This window comes from Plasticicumulans lactativorans (assembly GCF_004341245.1).
GTDB classification, from domain to species: domain Bacteria; phylum Pseudomonadota; class Gammaproteobacteria; order Competibacterales; family Competibacteraceae; genus Plasticicumulans_A; species Plasticicumulans_A lactativorans.
The window spans coordinates 192,932-211,464 of record NZ_SLWY01000007.1; the positions used below are offsets into that span (position 1 = coordinate 192,932).

Consider the following 18,533-nt stretch of genomic DNA (forward strand, 5'->3'; position numbering starts at 1 on the left):
GGGCCGGCGCAACGTCTTGGCGCCGCCGGGGCGCTGCCGTAAGGTGTCGGGCCATGCCCGACGCCCTGCCCGCCCCCGCACCGCCCGCCGACCCCGAGCGCCGCTTCGGCGGCATCGCCCGCCTCTACGGCGCCGCCGCCGCGGCGCGCTTCGCCCGCGCACACGTGTGCGTGATCGGCATCGGCGGCGTCGGCTCCTGGGCGGTGGAGGCGCTGGCACGCTCGGGCGTCGGCCGGCTCACGCTGATCGACCTCGACCACGTCGCCGAGAGCAACGTCAACCGCCAGGTGCACGCGCTCGACGCCACCCTCGGCCAGGCCAAGGTGCAGGCGATGGGCGCCCGGGTGCAGGCGATCAACCCCGCCTGCGCGGTGACGCCGGTCGACGACTTCATCGACCCCGACAACTGCGCCGCGCTGCTCGCCGGCGGCTTCGACCACGTCGTCGACGCCATCGACCACGTGCGCGCCAAGGTCGCGCTGATCGCCCACTGCCGGCGGCAGGGGCTGGCGCTGGTGACGGTCGGCGGCGCCGGCGGGCGCACCGACCCCGGCTGCGTGCGCGTCGCCGACCTCGCCCGCACCGCGCAGGACCCGCTGCTCGCCAAGGTGCGCCAGCGGCTGCGCAAGGAGCACGGCTTTCCACGCGACCCGCGCCGGCGCTTCGGCGTGCCCTGCGTCTACGCCGACGCGCCGCTGCAGCTGCCACCGGACGCGCGGGCCGGCGGCGGGCTCAGCTGCGCGGGCCTGGGCTCGGCGGTGGCGGTGACGGCGACCTTCGGGCTGTTCGCCGCCGCGCACGTGCTCGCCGCGCTCGCCGCCGACGCCGGGGCCGCACCGTGAGGGCGCTCGCGCTGCTCCTCGCCACCTGGCTGCTGGTGCCGGCGGCGCCGGCGGCCGACGCGCCGCTGCCACCGGCGCTGCTGGCCGCGCTGGCGCAGGACGAACCCGCGGCGCAGGGGCTCGGCGTGTACGTGCGCGAACTCGGCGCCGCCGAGCCGCTGGTCGCGATCGGCACCGACACCCCGCTGCACCCGGCCTCGGTGATCAAGCTGCTGACCACCTTCGCCGCGCTCGACCGCCTCGGCCCCGGCCACACCTGGTCCACCGACGTCTACCTGGGCGGGCCGCTGCACGACGGGCGCCTCGACGGCGACCTGATCATCGCCGGCCACGGCGACCCCTGGCTGGTCGAGGAGCGCCTGTGGCTGCTGGTGCGGGCGCTGCAGAGCCGCGGCCTGCGCGACATCGGCGGCGACCTGGTGATCGACAACCGCTACTTCGCGGTGGCGGCCGAAGACCCCGGCGCCTTCGACGGGCGCCCGGAGCGCGCCTACAACGTCGCGCCGGCGGCGACGCTGTTCAACTTCCAGGCCACCGCGGTGACGCTGCTGCCGAGCGCGGGCGGCGTCGCCGTGGACCTGCGCCCGCCGCTCGCCGGCGTGGCGGTCGACAACCGCCTGCACGTGCTGCCCGGCCCGTGCCGCGAGACGCCGCGCCCGCCGGCGGTGCAGCTCGACGCCGGCCACGTGACGGTCAGCGGCGACTACGCCGCGAGCTGCGGCGAGGCCAGCCTCAACCGCGTGCTGCTGCCCGCCGCCGAGCACACCCGCGCGGTGTTCCAGGCGCTGTGGGAGGGCGCCGGCGGGCACTTCGCCGGCGGGGTGCGCAGCGGGCGCGCACCGGCCGGGGCCGAGCCGTTCTACCGCCACCCGTCGCCGACCCTCGCCGAGGTGGTGCGCCCGCTGAACAAGTTCAGCAACAACGTGATGGCGCGCATGCTGCTGCTGACGCTCGGCGCCGAACTCGGCGGCGCCCCCGGCACGCTCGCCAAGGGCCGCGCCGCGGTGCTCGCCAGCCTGCAGGCGAACGGCGTGCCCACCGCGGGGCTGGTGCTCGACAACGGCTCCGGTCTCGCCCGCGAGACCCGCGTCAGCGCGCTGACCGTCGGCCGCCTGCTCGAGGCCGCGTGGCAGCACCCGGCGATGCCCGAGTTCGTCGCCTCGCTCGCGCTGCTCGGCGTCGACGGCACCGCGCGCGGACGCCTGCGCGACGACGCCCTCAGCGGCCGCGCGCACCTGAAGACCGGCACCGTCGACGGCGTGCGCGCGCTCGCCGGCTACGTGCAGGCGCGCAGCGGGCGGCGCTTCGTGCTGGTGTGCCTGCAGAACCGCCCGCGCCTCGACGCGCTCGCCGCCCGCAACGCGCAGGACGCGCTGCTGCGCTGGGTCTACGCGCACTGAGCGCGGCGCGCGGACAAAAAAAGGGCCGGCCCGAGGGCCGGCCCGTCGCACGGCGACGCGAAACTCAGTGCGGCAGCGACGGCAGGCGGATGCCGACCATCTCCTGCATCACCCGCACCACCTGGGTGCTGTAGCCGAACTCGTTGTCGTACCACACGTACAGCACGCAGCGCCGGTCGGCGGCGATGGTGGCCTGCGAGTCGACCACGCCGGCGTGGCGCGAGCCGACGATGTCGGTCGAGGCGATCTCGGTCGACGCGGTGTAGTCGATCTGTTGCGCCAGCGGCGAGTACAGCGCGGTCTCGCGCAGGAAGGCGTTGAGGCCCTCCTTGGTGACCTCGCTCTTCAGGTTGAGCGACAGGATCGCCATCGACACGTTGGGCGTCGGCACGCGGATCGCGTTGCCGGTCAGCTTGCCCTTGAGCTCGGGCAGCGCCTTGGCGACCGCCTTGGCCGCGCCGGTCGAGGTGATCACCATGTTCAGCGGCGCGGCACGGCCGCGGCGCTCCGAGCCGTGGTAGTTGTCGATCAGGTTCTGGTCGTTGGTGTACGAGTGCACCGTCTCGACGTGGCCGTTCTCGATGCCGTAGCGGTCGTTGAGCGCCTTGAGCACCGGGGTGATCGCGTTGGTGGTGCACGAGGCGGCCGAGACCACGCGGTCGTCGTCGCCGATGTCGGTGTGGTTGACGCCGTAGACGATGTTCTTGATGCCCTCGCCCTTGCTCGGCGCGGTCAGCAGCACCTTCTTCGCGCCCTGGCTCTGCAGGTGCTGGCTCAGGCCGTCGAGGTCGGACCACTTGCCGGTGTTGTCGACGACCAGCGCGTCGTGGATGTCGTACTCGGTGAGGTCGACGGTGCCCGGCTTGTCGGCGTAGATCACCTTGATGAAGGTGCCGTTGGCGATGATCGCGTTGTTCGCCGCGTCGACGGTGATGCTGCCGTTGAACGGGCCGTGCACGGAGTCACGCCGCAGCAGGCTGGCGCGCTTTTCGAGGTCCGCCCCCTTGCCCTTGCGCACGATGATCGCGCGCAGCCGCAGCTTGTTGCCGGCGCCGGCGCGCTCCACCAGCAGCCGCGCGAGCAGGCGGCCGATGCGGCCGAAGCCGAACAGCACCACGTCCTTCGGCGTCAGCGCCTTCTGCGGGTTGTCGCCGACCACCTCGGCGAGCTTCTCGGCGAGGTAGTCGGCGAGCGGCCGGCCACCGCCCTCGCGCTGGTAGCCGAGGGTGAGCTTGCCGAGGTCGATGCGCGCCGGGCAGAGGTCCATGCCGGCGAGCGCGCGCAGCACCCGCGCGCTGTCGTGCACCGAGAGCTCGACGCCCTCGTGCTGGCGCACGTAGCGGTGCGCCTTGATGATCTCGATGGTCGAGCAGTTGACGATGGGACGACCGTACACCAGCAGCACGATGCCGCGATCGCGATACAGCTTGCCGATCACCGGCAGCATTTCCTCGGCGAGTTCCTGGCGGCCCTTCCAGTCCTGCAAAATCCGATCCTGCTCTGCTTGGCTCATGGTCGATACATTCCGCAACGGTGGGAGACGTTCGAGCGCCGGAAACGCTTTCGAAAGGTGAAAAATTCCAAGCGAATCAGGCGCAAGGCGCGCGGATTGTAGCCTTCGTGTAGTCCCGGTCGCAAGCAAGGGCCGCGCCGGCGCGGCCCCGCGGCGGGTGCCTCCACGGCGCCTGGCGGCCATGCACCGGCGAGGCACCGGAGCAGGCGCGCGCATCGTCTATCATCGGCGCGGTCGGGCGCCCGCGGCGCGGGCGCCGCCAGCCACCAGCGAGATCCCGTGCCGTGCATCCCTCATCCGTCACGCGCCTGCAGCGGCTGCTCGCCGCCGCCGACCCCCAGATCCTGCAGGGCGGCCTCAAGGGCCTGGAAAAGGAAACCCTGCGGGTGACGCCGCGCAGCCACATCGCGCGCACTCCGCATCCGCCGGCGCTCGGCGCCGCGCTCACCCACCCGAGCATCACCACCGACTACTCCGAGGCCCTGCTCGAATTCGTCACCGCGCCGGCGCCAGCGCTCGAAACCTGCCTGGACGAGCTCGACGCGATCCACCGCTACACCCTGCGCCACCTGCCCGATGCCGAGGTGCTGTGGGCGAACAGCATGCCCTGCGTGCTGGACGGCGAGGCGAGCATCCCGATCGGCTGGTACGGCCGCTCCAACCCCGGCTTCATGAAGCACGTCTACCGCCGCGGCCTCGGCTACCGCTACGGCAAGCTGATGCAGGTGATCGCCGGCGTGCACTTCAACTTCTCGCTGCCCGAGCCGCTGTGGCCGCTGCTGCGCGAGCTCGAGGGCAGCCCGCTCGCACCGCGCGACTACGCCAGCGCCGGCTACTTCCGGCTGATCCGCAACCTGCAGCGGGTGGGCTGGCTGGTGCCCTACCTGTTCGGCGCCTCGCCGGCGGTGTGCAGCTCCTTCCTCGCCGGCAAGCCGGCGCCGCTCGAGCGCTACGACGCCGACACCGCCTACCGGCCGTTCGCGACCTCGCTGCGCATGAGCGGCATCGGCTACCAGAACCGCAAGAGCAAGCGCTGCGGCACGCACGTGAGCTATTCGAGCCTCGACACCTACGTCAGCAGCCTCGAGCGCGCGGTGACCACGCCCTGCCCCGAATACCAGGCGATCGGCATCCAGGTCGCCGGCGACTGGCGCCAGCTCAACGCCAACATCCTGCAGATCGAGAACGAGTACTACAGCACGATGCGGCCCAAGCAGCCGCCGCGCGGCAACGAGAAGCCGGTGCACGCGCTGCGCGACCGCGGCGTGGCCTACGTGGAACTGCGCTCGCTCGATCTCGACCCGTTCGAGCCGATCGGCGTGTCGGCGCCGGCGCTGCGCTTCCTCGAAGCGCTGCTGCTCGGCTGCGCGCTCGCCGACAGCCCGCTGCTCGACGCCGACGAGGACTACGCCAACAACGGCAACCTCGAACGCGTGGCGCTCGGCGGCCGCGACCCGGCGCTCGAGCTGGTGCGCGCGGGCCGGCCGGTGGCGCTCGCCACCTGGGCCGGCGAGATCCTCGACACCCTGGCGCCGCTGTGCGAGGCGCTCGACGCCGGGCGCGGCGACGCCCCCTACGCCGCCGCGCTCGCCGAGATGCGCGCGCGCGTCGCCGACCCGGCGCGCACGCCGTCGGCGCGCGTGCTGGCGTGGATGCGCGAGCACGCCACCGGCTTCGTCGGCTTCGTCCGCCACTGCTCCGACGCCCACGCCGCGACGCTGCGCGCGCGGCCGCTGGCGGACGCGCAGGAGGCGGCCTACGCCGAACTCGCGCGGCGCTCGCTCGCCGAGCAGGCGGCGCTCGAAGCCGCCGACACCCTGCCCTTCGACGAGTACCTGCGCCGCTACTTCGCCGACGCGCTGTGAGCGGGAGCGCTCACAGCGCCTCCCACCCCGGCTGCGCCGACAGCGCGTAGTAGCGCCACAGCGCGCGCGCGGCCACGCCGCGCCACGGCCGCCATGCCTCGGCCTGCGCATCGAGCGCACGCCAGCCGGGGCGCTCGGGCAGGCGCCTGAGGCGGCGCACCGCCTCGGCGAGCGCGAGGTCGTGCGCCGGCCACAGGTCGGGCCGGTCGAGCGCGAAGATCAGGTAGTTCTCGGCGGTCCAGCGGCCGACGCCGCGCAGCACGACCAGCGCCGCGACGGCATCGTCGTCGGGCGCCGCGGCGAGCGCGTCGAGGTCGAGCGCGCCGCCCGCCACCGCCTGCGCCACCGCGGTGACGCTCGCGACCTTCTGCCGCGACAGCCCGCAGTCGCGCAGCGCCCCGGGGTCGAGCGCGAGCCAGGCGCAGGCATCGGCCGGCGCCGCCACCCGCGCCTGCAGCCGCTCCCAGATCGCGCGCGCCGCGTGCACCGACACCTGCTGGCCGACGATCACCCGCAGCAGCCCCGGCAGCCCTGTCGGCAGGCGCCGCTCGGGCAGCTCGCCGAGCCGCGGCAGCACGCGCGCGAAGTCGGCGTCGACCGCGGCGAGGTGGGCGAGGCCGGCGGCGTAGCGCACTCAGTAGCCGCGCGCGCGGTCGACCACGCCGCCGACCGTCTCGCCGGCCTCCAGCGCGCGCAGCTTCGCGGCGATCTGGCGCGCCGCGTCGGGGAGCAGCGTCAGCGCGCTGACGTGCGGCGTGACGCTGATGCGCGGGTGGGTCCAGAAGGCGTGCTGCGGCGGCAGCGGCTCGCGCGCGAACACGTCGAGGCAGGCGCCGGCGAGCTGCCCGGTGGCGAGGGCTTCGAGCAGGTCGTTTTCCACCAGGTGGCCGCCGCGGGCGAGGTTGATCAGGTAGGCCCCGCGCGGCAGCCGGGCGAAGGTGTCGCGGCCGAGGATGCCGGCGGTGTCGGCGGTCAGCGGCAGCAGGCACACCAGCACCTGGCTGCCGGCGAGGAAGGTGTCGAGCTCCGCCGCGCCGGCGTAGCAGGCGATGCCGTCGAGCGCCTGCGCCGAGCGGCTCCAGCCGCGCACCGTGAAGCCGAGCGCGTGCATGCCGCGGGCGACCGCGCGGCCGAGCACGCCGAGGCCGAGCACGCCGAGCGTCGGCCGCGCCACCAGCGCGTGCGGACACCACTCGCGCCGGCGCGCCTGCTCCTCGTAGACGTCGAAGCGGCGGTAGCGGCGCAGCACCGCGTGGGCGACGTACTCCAGCATCTGCTGGCCCATGCCGGCATCCTCGAGGCGGATCAGCGGCACATGCGCCGGCAGGGTGTCGGCGGCGAGCACGGCATCGACCCCGGCGCCGAGGTTGAACACCGCGCGCAGCCGCGTCTGCCCGGCGAACAGCGCCGCCGGCGGCTGCCACGCCAGCACGTAGTCGGCGGCGAACGGCGCGGCGTCGGGCGTCCAGACGCGGAACACCAGCTCCGGCAGGTGCGCGCGCAGCGCCGCCTCCCACTCCGCCGGCCGGTCGCCGCCGGCACTGTAGAACAACACGTTCATGGGCATCTCCGGGGTTGCGAGGGGGTCGGGCCAGGCGGCGGCGCGCGGGCGCGCCCGCCTCAGTCCTCAGCGAGATCGAAGCGGCCCGAGGCCCAGAACGCCGTCAGCCGCGCGAGCCAGGGGGCGAGGTCGAGCCCCTGCGCGGCGAGCCAGGCGTCGTCGTAGTAGGTGTTCAGGTAGCGCTCGCCGCCGTCGCAGATCAGCGTCACCACGCTGCCGGTTTCGCCGCGTTCGAGCATCCCGGCGATCAGGCAGACCGCGCCGATCAGGTTGGTGCCGGTGGAACCGCCGCACTTGCGCCCGAGCAACCGTTCGAGGAAGCGGATCGCGGCGAGCGAGGCGGCGTCGGGCACGCTCAGCATGCGGTCGATCACGCCGGGGATGAACGAGGGCTCCACGCGCGGCCGGCCGATGCCCTCGATGCGCGAGCCGCGCGCGGCGAGCAGCGTGCGGTCGCCGCTGCGGTAGAAGGCGTGGAACACCGAGTATTCGGGGTCGACCACGCAGAGCCGGGTGGCGAGGCGGCGGTAGCGGATGAAGCGCCCGAGCGTCGCCGAGGTGCCGCCGGTGCCGGCGCTCATCACGATCCAGCGCGGTACCGGGTCGGGCTCGTCGCGCATCTGGCCGAGGATGCTCTCGGCGATGTTGTTGTTGCCGCGCCAGTCGGTGGCGCGCTCGGCATAGGTGAACTGGTCCATGAAGTGCCCGCCGCACTGCGCGGCGAGGCGCACCGCCTCGGCGGAGATCGCCTGGCCGTCGGCGACGAGCTGGCAGCGCCCGCCGTGGAAGGCGATCTGCGCGATCTTCTCCTCCTGCGTGGTGGCCGGCACCACGGTGATGAACGGCAGCCCGAGCAGGCGCGCGAAGTAGGCCTCGGAAATCGCGGTGCTGCCCGAGGAGGCCTCGACCACCGTGGTGGACTCGCCGATCCAGCCGTTGCACAGCGCGTAGAGGAACAGCGAGCGCGCCAGCCGGTGCTTGAGGCTGCCGGTGGGGTGGGTCGATTCGTCCTTCAGGTACAGCCGGATGCCGGGGAACGGCAGCTCGACGTGGATCAGGTGGGTGTCGGCCGAGCGGCGGAAATCGGCTTCGATGGTGCGCACGGCGGCATCGACCCAGGCGCGGGCATGGGGCATGACTCGGGCTCCGATGGTGGACGGCGATGCGCCGAGTGTAGGCCGCGGGCGGCACGCCGGCGGCACGCGGCTATGCTTGGGCGGCACGGGGACGTTGCGCGCCATCGCCGCGGCCCCAAGAATGCGCGCCTTCCGACGGCCGCCGTTCCCGTCGACACCCCGCCAGATGCAGATGCCCAGCATAAAAAGAATCCGACAACTGGTGATCGGCGCCCCCCGCGACGCCCTGCATCCCGAGGCCCACCACAACCTCGCGCTGGTCGCCTTCCTCGCCTGGGTGGGGCTCGGCGCCGACGGCCTGTCGTCGGCCTGCTACGGCCCGGCCGAGGCCTTCCTCGCGCTCGGCACGCACACCCAGCTCGCGCTCTACCTCGCGCTCGCCACCGCGGTCACGGTGTTCGTGATCTCGCTCGGCTACAACCAGGTGATCGAGCTCTTCCCCTCCGGCGGCGGCGGCTACAAGGTCGCCACGCAACTGCTCGGGCGGCGCGCCGGGCTGGTGTCGGGCGCGGCGCTGCTGGTCGACTACGCGCTGACCATCGCGATCTCGGTGGCGGCGAGCGCCGATGCGCTGTTCAGCCTGCTGCCGCTCGGCCTGCACCCGCTCAAGCTGGTGACCACGCTGGCGATGGTCGCGCTGCTGATCGTGCTCAACCTGCGCGGCATGAAGGAATCGGTGAAGGTGCTGCTGCCGATCTTCCTCGGCTTCTTCCTGACCCACGCCGGGCTGATCCTCTACGGCGTGTGGTCGCACGGCGATGCGCTGCCGAAGATCTTCGGCGACGCGATCCACGAGACCCGCGAGCTGACCCACCTGTGGGGCTGGGTACCGGTGGCGGCGCTGTTCCTCAAGGCCTACTCGCTCGGCGGCGGCACCTACACCGGCCTGGAGGCGGTGTCGAACAACGTCAACATGCTCGCCGAGCCGCGCGTGAAGACCGGCCAGTACACGATGGTGTACATGGCGCTGTCGCTGTCGTTCACCGCCGGCGGCATCATCCTGCTCTACCTGCTGTGGGACGCCCGCTACATCGAGGGCCAGACGCTGAACGCCGTGGTGTTCCAGGCGATCATCTCCAGCTGGCACATCGGCGACACCGTGGTCGAGCACCTGACGCTGATCGTCGTGCTCGCGCTCGAGGCCGGGCTGCTGGTGGTGGCGGCCAACACCGGCTTCCTCGGCGGGCCGGCGGTGCTCGCCAACATGGCCGTCGACTCCTGGGTGCCGCGCCACTTCCGCAGCCTGTCGGCGCGCCTGGTGACGCAGAACGGCGTGCTGCTGATGGGCGTCGCCGCGCTCGGCATCCTGCTGTGGACCAACGGCGACGTGTCGGTGCTGGTGGTGCTGTACAGCATCAACGTGTTCCTGACCTTCTCGCTGTCGCTCGCCGGGCTGGTGCGGCACTGGTGGCGCAACCGCCTCGACGAGGCGCGCTGGAAGTCGCGGCTGCTGCTGGCGGGGCTCGGCTTCTGCGTCACCGCCGGCATCCTCGCCGTGACCCTGGTCGAGAAGTTCACCGAGGGCGGCTGGCTCACCGTGCTGATCACCAGCGCGGTGATCGCGTTGTGCGCGCTGGTGCGCCGCCACTACGAGAAGGTGCGCACCGAGCTGGCGAAGATCGACGCCGCGCTCGGCCCCGCGCTCGGCCCCGAGGACGACGACGAGAGCGCCACCGCGGCCCAGCCGCTCGACCCCGACGCCCCCACCGCGATCTTCCTGATCGGCAAGAACCGCGGCGTCGGCATGCACACGCTGTTGTGGGTGCTGCGGATGTTCCCCGGCCACTTCCGCAACTTCGTGTTCCTCAACGTCGGCGAGGTGGACTCGAAGAGCTTCTTCGGCCAGGGCGCGCTGAGGTCGCTGAAGTACCGCATCGAGAACTCGCTGCACTACTTCATCCGCGTCTGCCGGCGCCAGGGCATGCCGGCAGTCGCGCGCGCCGCCTACGGCCCCGACCCGGTCGACGAGCTCGAAAAGCTCGCGCTGGCGACGATGGACGAATTCCCCAACAGCGTGTGCTTCGCCGCCAAGCTGATCCTGCCCGAGGACGAATGGTTCGCGCCCTGGCTGCACAACCAGACCGCGCTCGCCATGCAGCGCCGCCTGCACCTCGCCGGCAGGCAGATGGTGGTGATCCCGCTCAAACTGTAAGGCGTGCCCCCCGCCGCCGCCGCCCCCTGTCCCGAGAGGTTGCCCATGCCCGATTCCGACCCCCTGCCCCACGGCGAACCGGCGATCCGCACCATCGCCATGCCGGCCGACGCCAATCCCGCCGGCGACATCTTCGGCGGCTGGATCATGGCGCAGATGGACCTCGCCGCCGGCAACGTCGCCGCCCGCCGCGCGCGCGGCCGCTGCGTCACCGTATCGGTCGACCGCATCAACTTCCTGAGCCCGGTGTACGTCGGCGACGAGGTGACGCTGTACGCCCACGTGATCGAAACCGGCCGCACCTCGATGCGCATCCACGTCGAGGCCTGGCGCCGCTCGCGTGACGGCGAGGACCGCATCAAGGTCACCCAGGCCACCTTCGCCTTCGTCGCGCTCGACCAGGGCCGGCGGCCGCGCGCGCTGCCGCCGGCCCCGCCGGCGGAAACCTGAACCGCGGCACCACCACACCCGCAGGGGAGACGTCGACATGGCAAGCGAACAGGAACTCGAGGCCGCCCTCGCGGCGCTCGCCGCGCAGCTCGAACAGGCGAAGCAGGAAACCGACCCCGAACGCCGCCAGCGCCTGCTCGACGCGCTGGCGCCGCGCCTGCTGCCGGACCCCATCGGCATGCGCCGCAACGACCTGCTCGGCAAAATCGCCGAGAAGCTCGACCGCCTGGTGACGCTCGAGATCGCCACCGTCGTCGGCAGGCCCGTGCCCAACGAGCACGGCGACGGCTACCGGCCGCCGATCGAGGCGGACGCCGACGCGATGCTGACCCGCATCGACCTGGTGCAGGGCGACGTCACCACGGTGATCCCGGCCGAGTTCCTCGCCGACAACCGCAAGGAACTGCGCGACTTCCACGCCGAGCGCGAGCAGCGCGGCCACGCCATCATCCAGCACAACCTCGACGCGCTGGCGCGCCTGCTCGAGCTCGGCCGCTCCGGCACGCCCGGCAGCGCCCCGGCGGGCGGCGGCGGCGAGCCGCAGTGAGGCGCGGACGATGAGCCGTGCGCACGAGGCGCTGTACGAGATCGCCCGCGACCTGACCACGCTGGAAATCAACACCGTGCTCAAGGAGCACATGACGGCGCTGAAGATGCCGCCGGTGCCGACCGCGCTGCGCGACATCATCGACGGCTACGAGCGCGAGCTGCGCACGCTGCTGGACGCAGGGGCGGTCGACGAACCGCTCGCCGCGCTCACCTGCAACACCGCGGCACGGCACGGCAACGGCGGGTTCGACTTCGCCAGCGACGGCGAACTCGACGTCGACGCGCTGATCGGCGACTTCCAGACCCTGCATCAGCTCGCCCGGCGCGCCATCGGCGCCGACGGCACCGCCGCGCGCGAGTGGCTGCGGCGCGACCGCCCGGTCGAGCCGCTGGAGGCCGCGCGCCGGCTGCGCCGCGTGCACCGCAGCTGCACCCAGGTCCTCGACATCCTCGGCCACGCCGGCGCCGCCACCGGCAAGGCCGCCGCGCTCGACCTCGGCTACCGCGAGATGATCGAGCTGCGCAAGATCTGGGACCTCGGCACCGAGGAGGTCGTCGCGCAGACGGTGATCCAGCTCGACGGCGACGTGCTCACGCGCATCAGCAAGGCGCACGCCAGCGACACCTTCCTGCTGCAGGTGCACGAGGACTCCACCAAGACCGCGATCCGCATGTGGACCGGCCTGATCGACACCGTGGTGAGCTTCTTCGGCGCCCTCGCCGGGCGGGTGGAGACCAGGGCCCGCCAGCCGTGAGCGCAGCGCGGGAGCGGGCGCCGCTGCGCTGGCGGGTCCGCGACTGGCTCGGCTTCTACCGCCACGGCGGCCACGCCCTCGTCACCTTCGCGCTGTGCGAGCGCGACGGCGCCAGCCGGCGCCACCTCGTCGTCGACGCCCCGCCCGCCGGCCACCCGTGCCTGTGCGTGCACACCCTGGTGCAGCCCGACGGCGACGTCATCACCAGCGTCGGCCGCTACACCGACCCCGCCGCCGCACCCGGCCCGCACACCCCGCGGCAACCGGTGCGGCTCGACGCCGACGAGCGCGACACCCTCGCCGCCGCCTGGGCCGCCCACCGCGACAAGCTCGCCGACTGGGTGGACAGCCTGCGCGTGCTGCGCGAACGGCTGCTGTACAACGCGCGCGCCGCGAGCCTCGCCGCCGGCTACGTCGGCAACGCCTGGGCCTGGCGCGACGGCGCGCGCAGCCCCTGGGCGCTCGAGCTCGCCGTCGGCTGGGCGCTGGCGACGGCGCTGCCGTGGCTCGCGCTGTGGGCCGCCGGCGCCTACCTGCGCCACCGCCTGCGCCGCGCCGTGCGCAGCGTGGCCTGAAGCCGCCGCCGCCCTTCACGCCGCCGGCAGCGCCGGCGGGCGCAGTGCCGGGTAGGTGGTGTCGATCTGCTCCAGCGCGAGCCCCGGCATCGGCGGCGACAGCACGCCGTAGCCGGCGAGGCGGGCGCTCGAGGTCGCCCCGACCAGCCTGCGCAGCTCCGACAGCCGCAGCCCCTGGCGCACCAGGAAGGCGAGGTAGCTGTGGTGCAGCGCGTCGAGGCCGATCTCCGCCGGGCGCGACAGCCCGGCGTCGCACACCGCGCAGGCGAGCATCGCCTCCAGCTCGGCGGCGTCGAGCGGCTGGCCGTCGGCGTCGGCCCACAGCGGTGCCGCGGCGGGCCCGGCGGCGGCGCGCAACGCCGTGGCGAGCAGCGCCGGCAGCGCCAGCACGCGTTCGCCGCGCCCCGGTACGCGCACGCGGCCGGCGTCGAGGTCGAGGTGCTGCCAGCTCAGCGACGCCACCTCGTCGCGGCTCAGCCCGCAGAACGGCAGCATGACCAGCCAGCGCGTCGGCTCGTCGGCGGCATCGAGCAGCGCACGGACTTCGAGCAGCGTCAGCTCGCGCGGCAGCGCCTGGCCGAGGCGCGGGAGGTCGGGGGCTGCCGGCAGCGCGGCGGCGGCGGTCGCGCCGGGGAGCGGCAGCATGCCTGCACCCGGCGCGGCGACGGCGATGAGCTGGGTCAGCGTCGTCGGCGCCGGCGCCGGGGGGGCGACGAACAGCCTGCGCAGTGCCACCGCGAGCAGCCCGAGCAGCGCGGCGGCGACGACGCTGAGCACCGCGTCGCGGCCGTAGTGCGGGTAGAACGGCGCATCCGGCACGAACGCGCGGCTGACGATGCCGACGCGGGCGAAGCGCCCGTCGCGGTCGACCTGCGCCTGCGCCAGCCGGGTGCGCGTGTCGCGCAGCAGCGTCTCCAGCTGCTCCAGCTCCTTCTGCAGCGCCTCGTGCTCGGCGAAGCGCGCCGAGAAGCGCGCGACGGTCGTCTTCTGCGCGCCGATCTGCGCCTGCAGGTCGGCCTCGGCGGCGCGGGCGGCGGCCAGGTTCTGCTCGGCCTCGATCAGTTGCGCCTGCGCGCTGCTCTGGGTGAGGCGGCGGATCTCTTTCTCGACCTCGTCGAGGTCGCGCACCGCGTGCGCCATCTCCGGATTGATCGCGATGTACTGCGGCGTGTACTTGTTGCGGTAGGTCTCGACCTGCGCGCGCAGCGTGCCCGCCTGCCGCTGCAGCGTCGCCAGCGTGGCGCGGTCCTGCTCGCGCACCAGCGGCTGGCCGCGCGCCTCGGCGTCGCGGACCGCGCCGAGCCTGGCGCGGGCGTCGACGCTCGTCTGGGTGGCCTTGGCGAGGGCCTCGTTGAGGCCCTTGAGCCGCGCCAGCACCTGGTTCTCGTCGCGCTGCAGCGAGCTGATGTCGTTGGCCTCGCGGAAGCGTTCGAGCGCCGCACGCCGCTCGGTGACCTGCTGCTCCAGCGCCGCGAGCTGGCGCTGCAGCTCGCCGTCGGCGGCGGCGGCCTCGGCGTCGCGGCTGGCGACCTGGCGCTCGCGGTAGACGTCGAGCCAGGTGTTGACCAGCCGCGCCAGCCGCCGCGGATCGTCGCCGACCGCGGCGAGGCGCAGCAGCCCGGTGTCCTCGACGCGCTGCACGCTCAGCGCCTCGCCGAGCGCGACCACCGAGGCGGGCACGCCGGGGCCGCTGCCGACGCGCTCGAGCACCGTCTTCAGCAACTCGTGGTCGCTCAGCAGTTCGCGCTCGACCGCCGCCGCGCGCTCCGCGCCGTCGGCGCCGGCCGGGGCCGTGGTGCTGGCGTCGACGCGCAGCGTGGCCTCGCTGCGGTACTGCGCCGGGCGCGCGAAGGTGTAGGCGAGGCCGACGACGCTGCCGACGACGAACACCGCGGCGAACAGCAGGCGCCTGCGGCGGCGCTCCGCCGCCGCCTCGGCTTCGGCGGCGGGGTCGTGGGCGAGGCGCTCCGGCACGGGAATGGAAGCGAAGACCCTGGACATCGGTGGGCGGTCCTCCAGGCGGACGGCGGGAGCGGCCATGGTAGCCCCCCGCGGCGGACGCGACGACCGCGTGCTCAGGCGCGCGACAACGGCCGTTCGGCGCCCGGCCCGCGCACCCAGCGCTGCGCCGCCACCCAGGCGAGCGCGGTCACCGCGCTCGCCAGCACGAAGGTGCTCGCACCGCCGAAGCGCGGCCACAGCAGGCCGGCGAGCCCGGCGCCGAGCGCGGTGCCGAGGCCGCCGCCGGCGCTGGCGTAGAGCGCCTGCCCCTGCCCGGCGTGGCGCGGCCCGAACCAGCGCAGCACCAGCTGGATCGCCACCGTGTGGCAGACGCCGAAGCTCGCCGCGTGCAGCGTCTGCGCCGCCATCAGCACCAGCGGGTGCTCCGCGGCGCCGGCGATCAGCAGCCAGCGCAGCACCGACAGCGCGATCGCGCCGAGCAGCAGTTCGCGCGCGGTGTAGCGCCGCCACAGCGTCGGCACCAGCAGGAAGGCGCAGATCTCGGCGACCACGGCGAGCCCCCACAGCGCGCCGATCGCCGTCGCGCCGTAGCCGTGCTCGCGCAGGTAGATGGTGTAGAAGGTCGAGTACGGCCCGTGCGCCAGCTGCATCGCGCAGGTCACGCCGAGGATCGCGAGCACCTCGGGCCGGCGCAGCACCTCGCCGAGCCCCCCGCCCGGCGCGGCGGCAGCGGCGGCGGCGTGCGGCGCCTCGGCGATGCCCAGGCTCGTCAGCCACACGCACAGCAGCAGCGCGGCGAGCAGTGCCGGCACGATCTGCACGCCGAAGTGCTCGACCAGCGGCGCGAGCCCGCTGACCGCGGCGATGAAGCCGAGCGAGCCCCACAGGCGCACGCGCCCGTAGCCGCCGGTGTCGGCGCCCATGTGGCCGAGCGTGGTCACCTCGACCTGCGACAGCGTCCCCGGCGAGCAGACCATGAACAGGAAGCTCGCGAGCGTCAGCCCGCCGGGGCCGGCGGCGCTCAGCATCACCGCCGGGAAGATCAGCACGGCGATCGCCCCGGCCACCCGCACCACGCCCATGTGGCGGCCGCTGCGGTCCGCCACCCAGCCCCACAGGCTCGGCACCACCACGCGCGTGCCGGTGGCCAGGCCGACCAGCAGGCCGATGCCGCCGACGCCGAAGCCGCGCGACTGCAGGTACAGCGGCCAGAACGCGGTGAAGATCCCCGAGGCGGCCAGCGCCAGGAAGTAGTACGCGGACAAACGCAATCGCATGGAAGACTCCGCGGCGCCCGGCCGCACCGCCGGCAGCGCCGCTAGGGGTGGAAATGCCCGGCAGGGGGCTTCAGGCGGCCGCGCCGGTGCGCCGCTCGCGCTGCTGCAGCGCCCACAGCTCGGCGTACTGCCCGCCCAGCGCGAGCAGCGCGGCGTGGGTGCCGCGCTCGACGATGCGCCCCTGCGCCATCACCAGGATCTCGTCGGCGTCGACCACGGTCGACAGCCGGTGCGCGATCACCAGCGCGGTGTGGCCGCGCGCGACGTCCTTCAGCGCGGCGAGGATGGCCTGCTCGGAGCGCGAGTCGAGGCTCGAGGTGGCCTCGTCGAACACCAGGATGCGCGGGCGCTTGAGGATCGCGCGGGCGATCGCCACGCGCTGCTTCTCGCCGCCGGAGAGCTTGAGGCCGCGCTCACCGACCACGGTGTCGTAGCCCTGCGGCAGGCTGGCGATGAAGCCGTCGAGCTGCGCCGCGCGCGCCGCGGCCTCGATCTCGGCGCGGCTCGCCTCGGGGCGGGCGTAGCGCAGGTTGTACTCCAGCGTCTCGTTGAACAGCACCGTGTCCTGCGGAACGATGCCGATCGCCGCGCGCAGGCTGGCCTGGGTGACGTGGCGGACGTCCTGGCCGTCGATCAGGATGCGCCCGCGCTGCACGTCGTAGAAGCGGAACAGCAGTCGCGCCAGCGTGCTCTTGCCCGCCCCGCTCGCCCCCACCACGGCGAGCTTGCGCCCCGGCGGGATCACGAAGTCGACGCCGTGCAGGATCGGCCGGTCGGCGGTGTAGGCGAAGTCCACCGCCTCGAAGCGCACCTCGCCGGCGCGCACCGCCAGCGCGCGCGCATCGGCGGCGTCGGTGATCTCGGCGCGCTCGCCGAGCAGGCGCACCAGCTGGTCCATGTCGGCCAGCGCGTAGCGGATCATCCGGTAGACCACGCCGAGGAAGTTCAGCGGGATGAACAACTGCAGCAGGAAGGCGTTGACCAGCACCAGGTCGCCGAGGCTCAGCCGCCCGTCCACCACCTGCCCGGCGGCGACGAACATGATCAGCGTCACCGCCAGCGCGATGATCGCACCCTGGCCGAAGTTGAGCAGCGCGAGCGAGCCCTGCGAGTCGACCGAGGCGCGCTCCCAGCCGGCCAGCGTGGTGTCGCAGCGTTCGAGCTCCAGGCGCTCGTTGCCGAAGTACTTCACCGTCTCGTAGTTGATCAGGCCGTCGACCGCCTCGTTCTGCGCCTGCGACTCCAGCCGGTTCATGTCGTGGCGGTAGTCGATGCGCCAGTTGGTCACCGCCAGCGTGAACGCCACGTAGGCGACGATGCTGCCGAGGATCACGCCGACGAACACCGGGTCGTAGGCGCCGAGCAGCACCCCGCACACCAGCGCCAGCTCCACCAGCGCCGGCAGGATCGAGAACACCAGGTAGTTCAGCAGCGTCGACAGCGACTGCGAGCCGCGCTGCAGGTCGCGCGCGATCGCGCCGGTCTTGCGTTCGAGGTGGAAGCGCAGGCTCAGCCGGTGCAGGTGTTCGAGCGTCAGCAGCGTGATGCGGCGGATCGCCCGGTAGCGCACGCGCGCGAACAGCGCGTCGCGCAACTCGTTGAACAGCGTCGCCGCGAGCTTCAGCGCGCCGTAGCCGGCGAGCAGCGCCACCGGCAGCAGCGCCTGCCCGCCCGGGCGCGCGGCGAGCGCATCGACGATCGCCTTCAGCAGCAGCGGCACGCCCACGGTGGCGAACTTGGCCGCGAGCAGGCAGCCGAGCGCGAGCGCCACCTGCCCGCGGAAGGCCCACAGGTAGGGCAGCAGCGCGCGCACGTTCTGCAGGTGCGAACGGTGGGTGGCAGGCAGTTCGGTGTAGCGGGCACCCGGTGACATGGGCTTTCTCGGTGGCGGCGACGCGTGCGGCCGGCGGCACGCCACGGCGCACCCCGACCACCGACACGATATAGGAGCGCCCCCACCGCGCGCACCGGCGAACTGTGTCCGGTGACTGGCGCGGCCGACCACCGTCCCACGACCGCCCCGCCGGTCACCTTCAACCCCTCTCCCTCAGGGAGAGCAACTGTCTTCGAAGTCAAGCGCTGATGGCCAAGTTGATGTGGCGCGCGGCATTCCAAGTTGTCTGATCCCGCAGCATCGCATTGAGGATCGTGAGCAGCTTGCGCATGCAGGCCACGATGGCAACCTTCTTGGGCTTGCCGACGGCGATCAGTCGCTCGTAGAACGCGCGGATCACCGGGTTGTGCCGCATCGCCACGAGGGCGGCCATGTAGAGTACCGAACGAATCTGGGCCCGCCCGCCCCAGGTCAGCCGCCTGCCCCGCCGCTTGCCCGAGTCGTTGGCCAGCGGCGCAACGCCCACGAGCTTGGCGATCTGCCGGCGCCCGAGCTGCCCGAGCTCCAGCAGCATGGCGGTCAGCGTGAGGATGGTCACGGGCCCCACCCCCTTGACCGAGTCGAGCAACTGGCGCTGTGGCCCGAAGTGCTGGTCCATGTGG

General features: G+C 73.4%; 16 protein-coding genes. 8 read left to right on the plus strand and 8 right to left on the minus strand.

The features are described 5' to 3' along the window. Window positions 1-53 precede the first annotated feature (53 nt). Complete coding sequence (locus EV699_RS19910) at window positions 54-842, plus strand: tRNA threonylcarbamoyladenosine dehydratase (protein ID WP_165904072.1); 789 nt, start codon at window positions 54-56, stop codon at window positions 840-842. Further along, complete coding sequence (dacB, locus tag EV699_RS07735) at window positions 839-2,242, plus strand: D-alanyl-D-alanine carboxypeptidase/D-alanyl-D-alanine endopeptidase (RefSeq protein ID WP_165904073.1); 1,404 nt, start codon at window positions 839-841, stop codon at window positions 2,240-2,242. The genes EV699_RS19910 and dacB overlap by 4 nt, the downstream gene beginning before the upstream one ends. A gap of 64 nt (window positions 2,243-2,306) precedes the next feature. Here the strand turns inward: dacB and EV699_RS07740 are convergent, their stop codons facing one another. Further along, window positions 2,307-3,755, minus strand: coding sequence for a glyceraldehyde-3-phosphate dehydrogenase (locus tag EV699_RS07740; protein WP_132541050.1), 1,449 nt, complete (start codon window positions 3,753-3,755; stop codon window positions 2,307-2,309). A 284-nt stretch (window positions 3,756-4,039) separates the two neighbouring features. Between EV699_RS07740 and gshA the strand changes: the two genes are divergently transcribed. Continuing rightward, window positions 4,040-5,620 (plus strand): glutamate--cysteine ligase, encoded by a 1,581-nt coding sequence (gene gshA, locus EV699_RS07745; RefSeq protein WP_132541053.1) that lies wholly within the window; start codon window positions 4,040-4,042, stop codon window positions 5,618-5,620. Between the two features lie 10 nt (window positions 5,621-5,630). Here gshA and EV699_RS07750 read toward each other — a convergent pair whose 3' ends face one another. The 3 genes from EV699_RS07750 to EV699_RS07760 are packed head-to-tail and all read right to left on the minus strand — an operon-like array spanning window position 5,631 to window position 8,317. After that, the gene (locus EV699_RS07750; protein ID WP_132541056.1) at window positions 5,631-6,254 is read right to left on the minus strand and encodes a DNA-3-methyladenine glycosylase family protein; all 624 of its coding nucleotides are present in this window, start codon (window positions 6,252-6,254) and stop codon (window positions 5,631-5,633) included. Continuing rightward, window positions 6,255-7,181 (minus strand): 2-hydroxyacid dehydrogenase, encoded by a 927-nt coding sequence (locus EV699_RS07755; protein ID WP_132541059.1) that lies wholly within the window; start codon window positions 7,179-7,181, stop codon window positions 6,255-6,257. Between the two features lie 59 nt (window positions 7,182-7,240). Next, window positions 7,241-8,317 (minus strand): PLP-dependent cysteine synthase family protein, encoded by a 1,077-nt coding sequence (locus EV699_RS07760; protein ID WP_132541062.1) that lies wholly within the window; start codon window positions 8,315-8,317, stop codon window positions 7,241-7,243. A 172-nt stretch (window positions 8,318-8,489) separates the two neighbouring features. On the opposite strand from EV699_RS07760, the gene EV699_RS07765 reads away from it, so the two are divergent. From EV699_RS07765 to EV699_RS07785, 5 genes are read left to right on the plus strand one after another with little or no spacing between them, the layout of a single operon-like run. Next, entirely contained in the window at window positions 8,490-10,469 is a 1,980-nt protein-coding gene (locus tag EV699_RS07765) for an APC family permease (RefSeq protein WP_132541065.1), read from the plus strand. A 45-nt stretch (window positions 10,470-10,514) separates the two neighbouring features. Next, complete coding sequence (locus tag EV699_RS07770; protein WP_132541068.1) at window positions 10,515-10,919, plus strand: acyl-CoA thioesterase; 405 nt, start codon at window positions 10,515-10,517, stop codon at window positions 10,917-10,919. Window positions 10,920-10,956: 37 nt separating this feature from the next. After that, on the plus strand, window positions 10,957-11,466 hold the full coding sequence (locus tag EV699_RS07775) for a hypothetical protein (protein ID WP_132541071.1): 510 nt from the start codon (window positions 10,957-10,959) through the stop codon (window positions 11,464-11,466). 10 nt (window positions 11,467-11,476) lie between these two features. Next, complete coding sequence (locus tag EV699_RS07780) at window positions 11,477-12,223, plus strand: hypothetical protein (RefSeq protein WP_132541074.1); 747 nt, start codon at window positions 11,477-11,479, stop codon at window positions 12,221-12,223. Next, window positions 12,220-12,798: a hypothetical protein gene (locus EV699_RS07785; RefSeq protein WP_132541077.1), complete on the plus strand. Its 579-nt coding sequence runs from the start codon at window positions 12,220-12,222 to the stop codon at window positions 12,796-12,798. Before EV699_RS07780 ends, EV699_RS07785 begins: the two co-directional genes overlap by 4 nt. A 15-nt stretch (window positions 12,799-12,813) precedes the next feature. On the opposite strand, the gene EV699_RS07790 is transcribed toward EV699_RS07785, so the two are convergent. From EV699_RS07790 to EV699_RS07805, 4 genes are all read right to left on the minus strand, one after another. After that, window positions 12,814-14,799, minus strand: coding sequence for a hypothetical protein (locus EV699_RS07790; protein ID WP_165904074.1), 1,986 nt, complete (start codon window positions 14,797-14,799; stop codon window positions 12,814-12,816). Window positions 14,800-14,873: 74 nt separating this feature from the next. Further along, a complete protein-coding gene (locus EV699_RS07795; RefSeq protein ID WP_132541083.1) occupies window positions 14,874-16,037 on the minus strand; it encodes an MFS transporter in 1,164 nt (387 codons plus the stop codon). A gap of 70 nt (window positions 16,038-16,107) precedes the next feature. Then, on the minus strand, window positions 16,108-17,910 hold the full coding sequence (locus tag EV699_RS07800) for an ABCB family ABC transporter ATP-binding protein/permease (protein WP_132541086.1): 1,803 nt from the start codon (window positions 17,908-17,910) through the stop codon (window positions 16,108-16,110). 199 nt (window positions 17,911-18,109) lie between these two features. Then, the coding region (locus EV699_RS07805; RefSeq protein ID WP_132541089.1) for a transposase at window positions 18,110-18,533 on the minus strand (424 nt) is incomplete at its 5' end.

Bases quoted from the DNA above. Each gene is read 5' to 3' on its own strand.
- EV699_RS19910 (WP_165904072.1), top strand. From the start codon at position 54: ATGCCCGACGCCCTGCCCGCCCCCGCACCGCCCGCCGACCCCGAGCGC.
- EV699_RS07740 (WP_132541050.1), bottom strand. From the start codon at position 3,755: ATGAGCCAAGCAGAGCAGGATCGGATTTTGCAGGACTGGAAGGGCCGC.
- EV699_RS07755 (WP_132541059.1), bottom strand. From the start codon at position 7,181: ATGAACGTGTTGTTCTACAGTGCCGGCGGCGACCGGCCGGCGGAGTGG.
- EV699_RS07760 (WP_132541062.1), bottom strand. From the start codon at position 8,317: ATGCCCCATGCCCGCGCCTGGGTCGATGCCGCCGTGCGCACCATCGAA.
- EV699_RS07765 (WP_132541065.1), top strand. From the start codon at position 8,490: ATGCCCAGCATAAAAAGAATCCGACAACTGGTGATCGGCGCCCCCCGC.
- EV699_RS07770 (WP_132541068.1), top strand. From the start codon at position 10,515: ATGCCCGATTCCGACCCCCTGCCCCACGGCGAACCGGCGATCCGCACC.
- EV699_RS07775 (WP_132541071.1), top strand. From the start codon at position 10,957: ATGGCAAGCGAACAGGAACTCGAGGCCGCCCTCGCGGCGCTCGCCGCG.
- EV699_RS07780 (WP_132541074.1), top strand. From the start codon at position 11,477: ATGAGCCGTGCGCACGAGGCGCTGTACGAGATCGCCCGCGACCTGACC.
- EV699_RS07790 (WP_165904074.1), bottom strand. From the start codon at position 14,799: ATGTCCAGGGTCTTCGCTTCCATTCCCGTGCCGGAGCGCCTCGCCCAC.
- EV699_RS07795 (WP_132541083.1), bottom strand. From the start codon at position 16,037: ATGCGATTGCGTTTGTCCGCGTACTACTTCCTGGCGCTGGCCGCCTCG.
- EV699_RS07800 (WP_132541086.1), bottom strand. From the start codon at position 17,910: ATGTCACCGGGTGCCCGCTACACCGAACTGCCTGCCACCCACCGTTCG.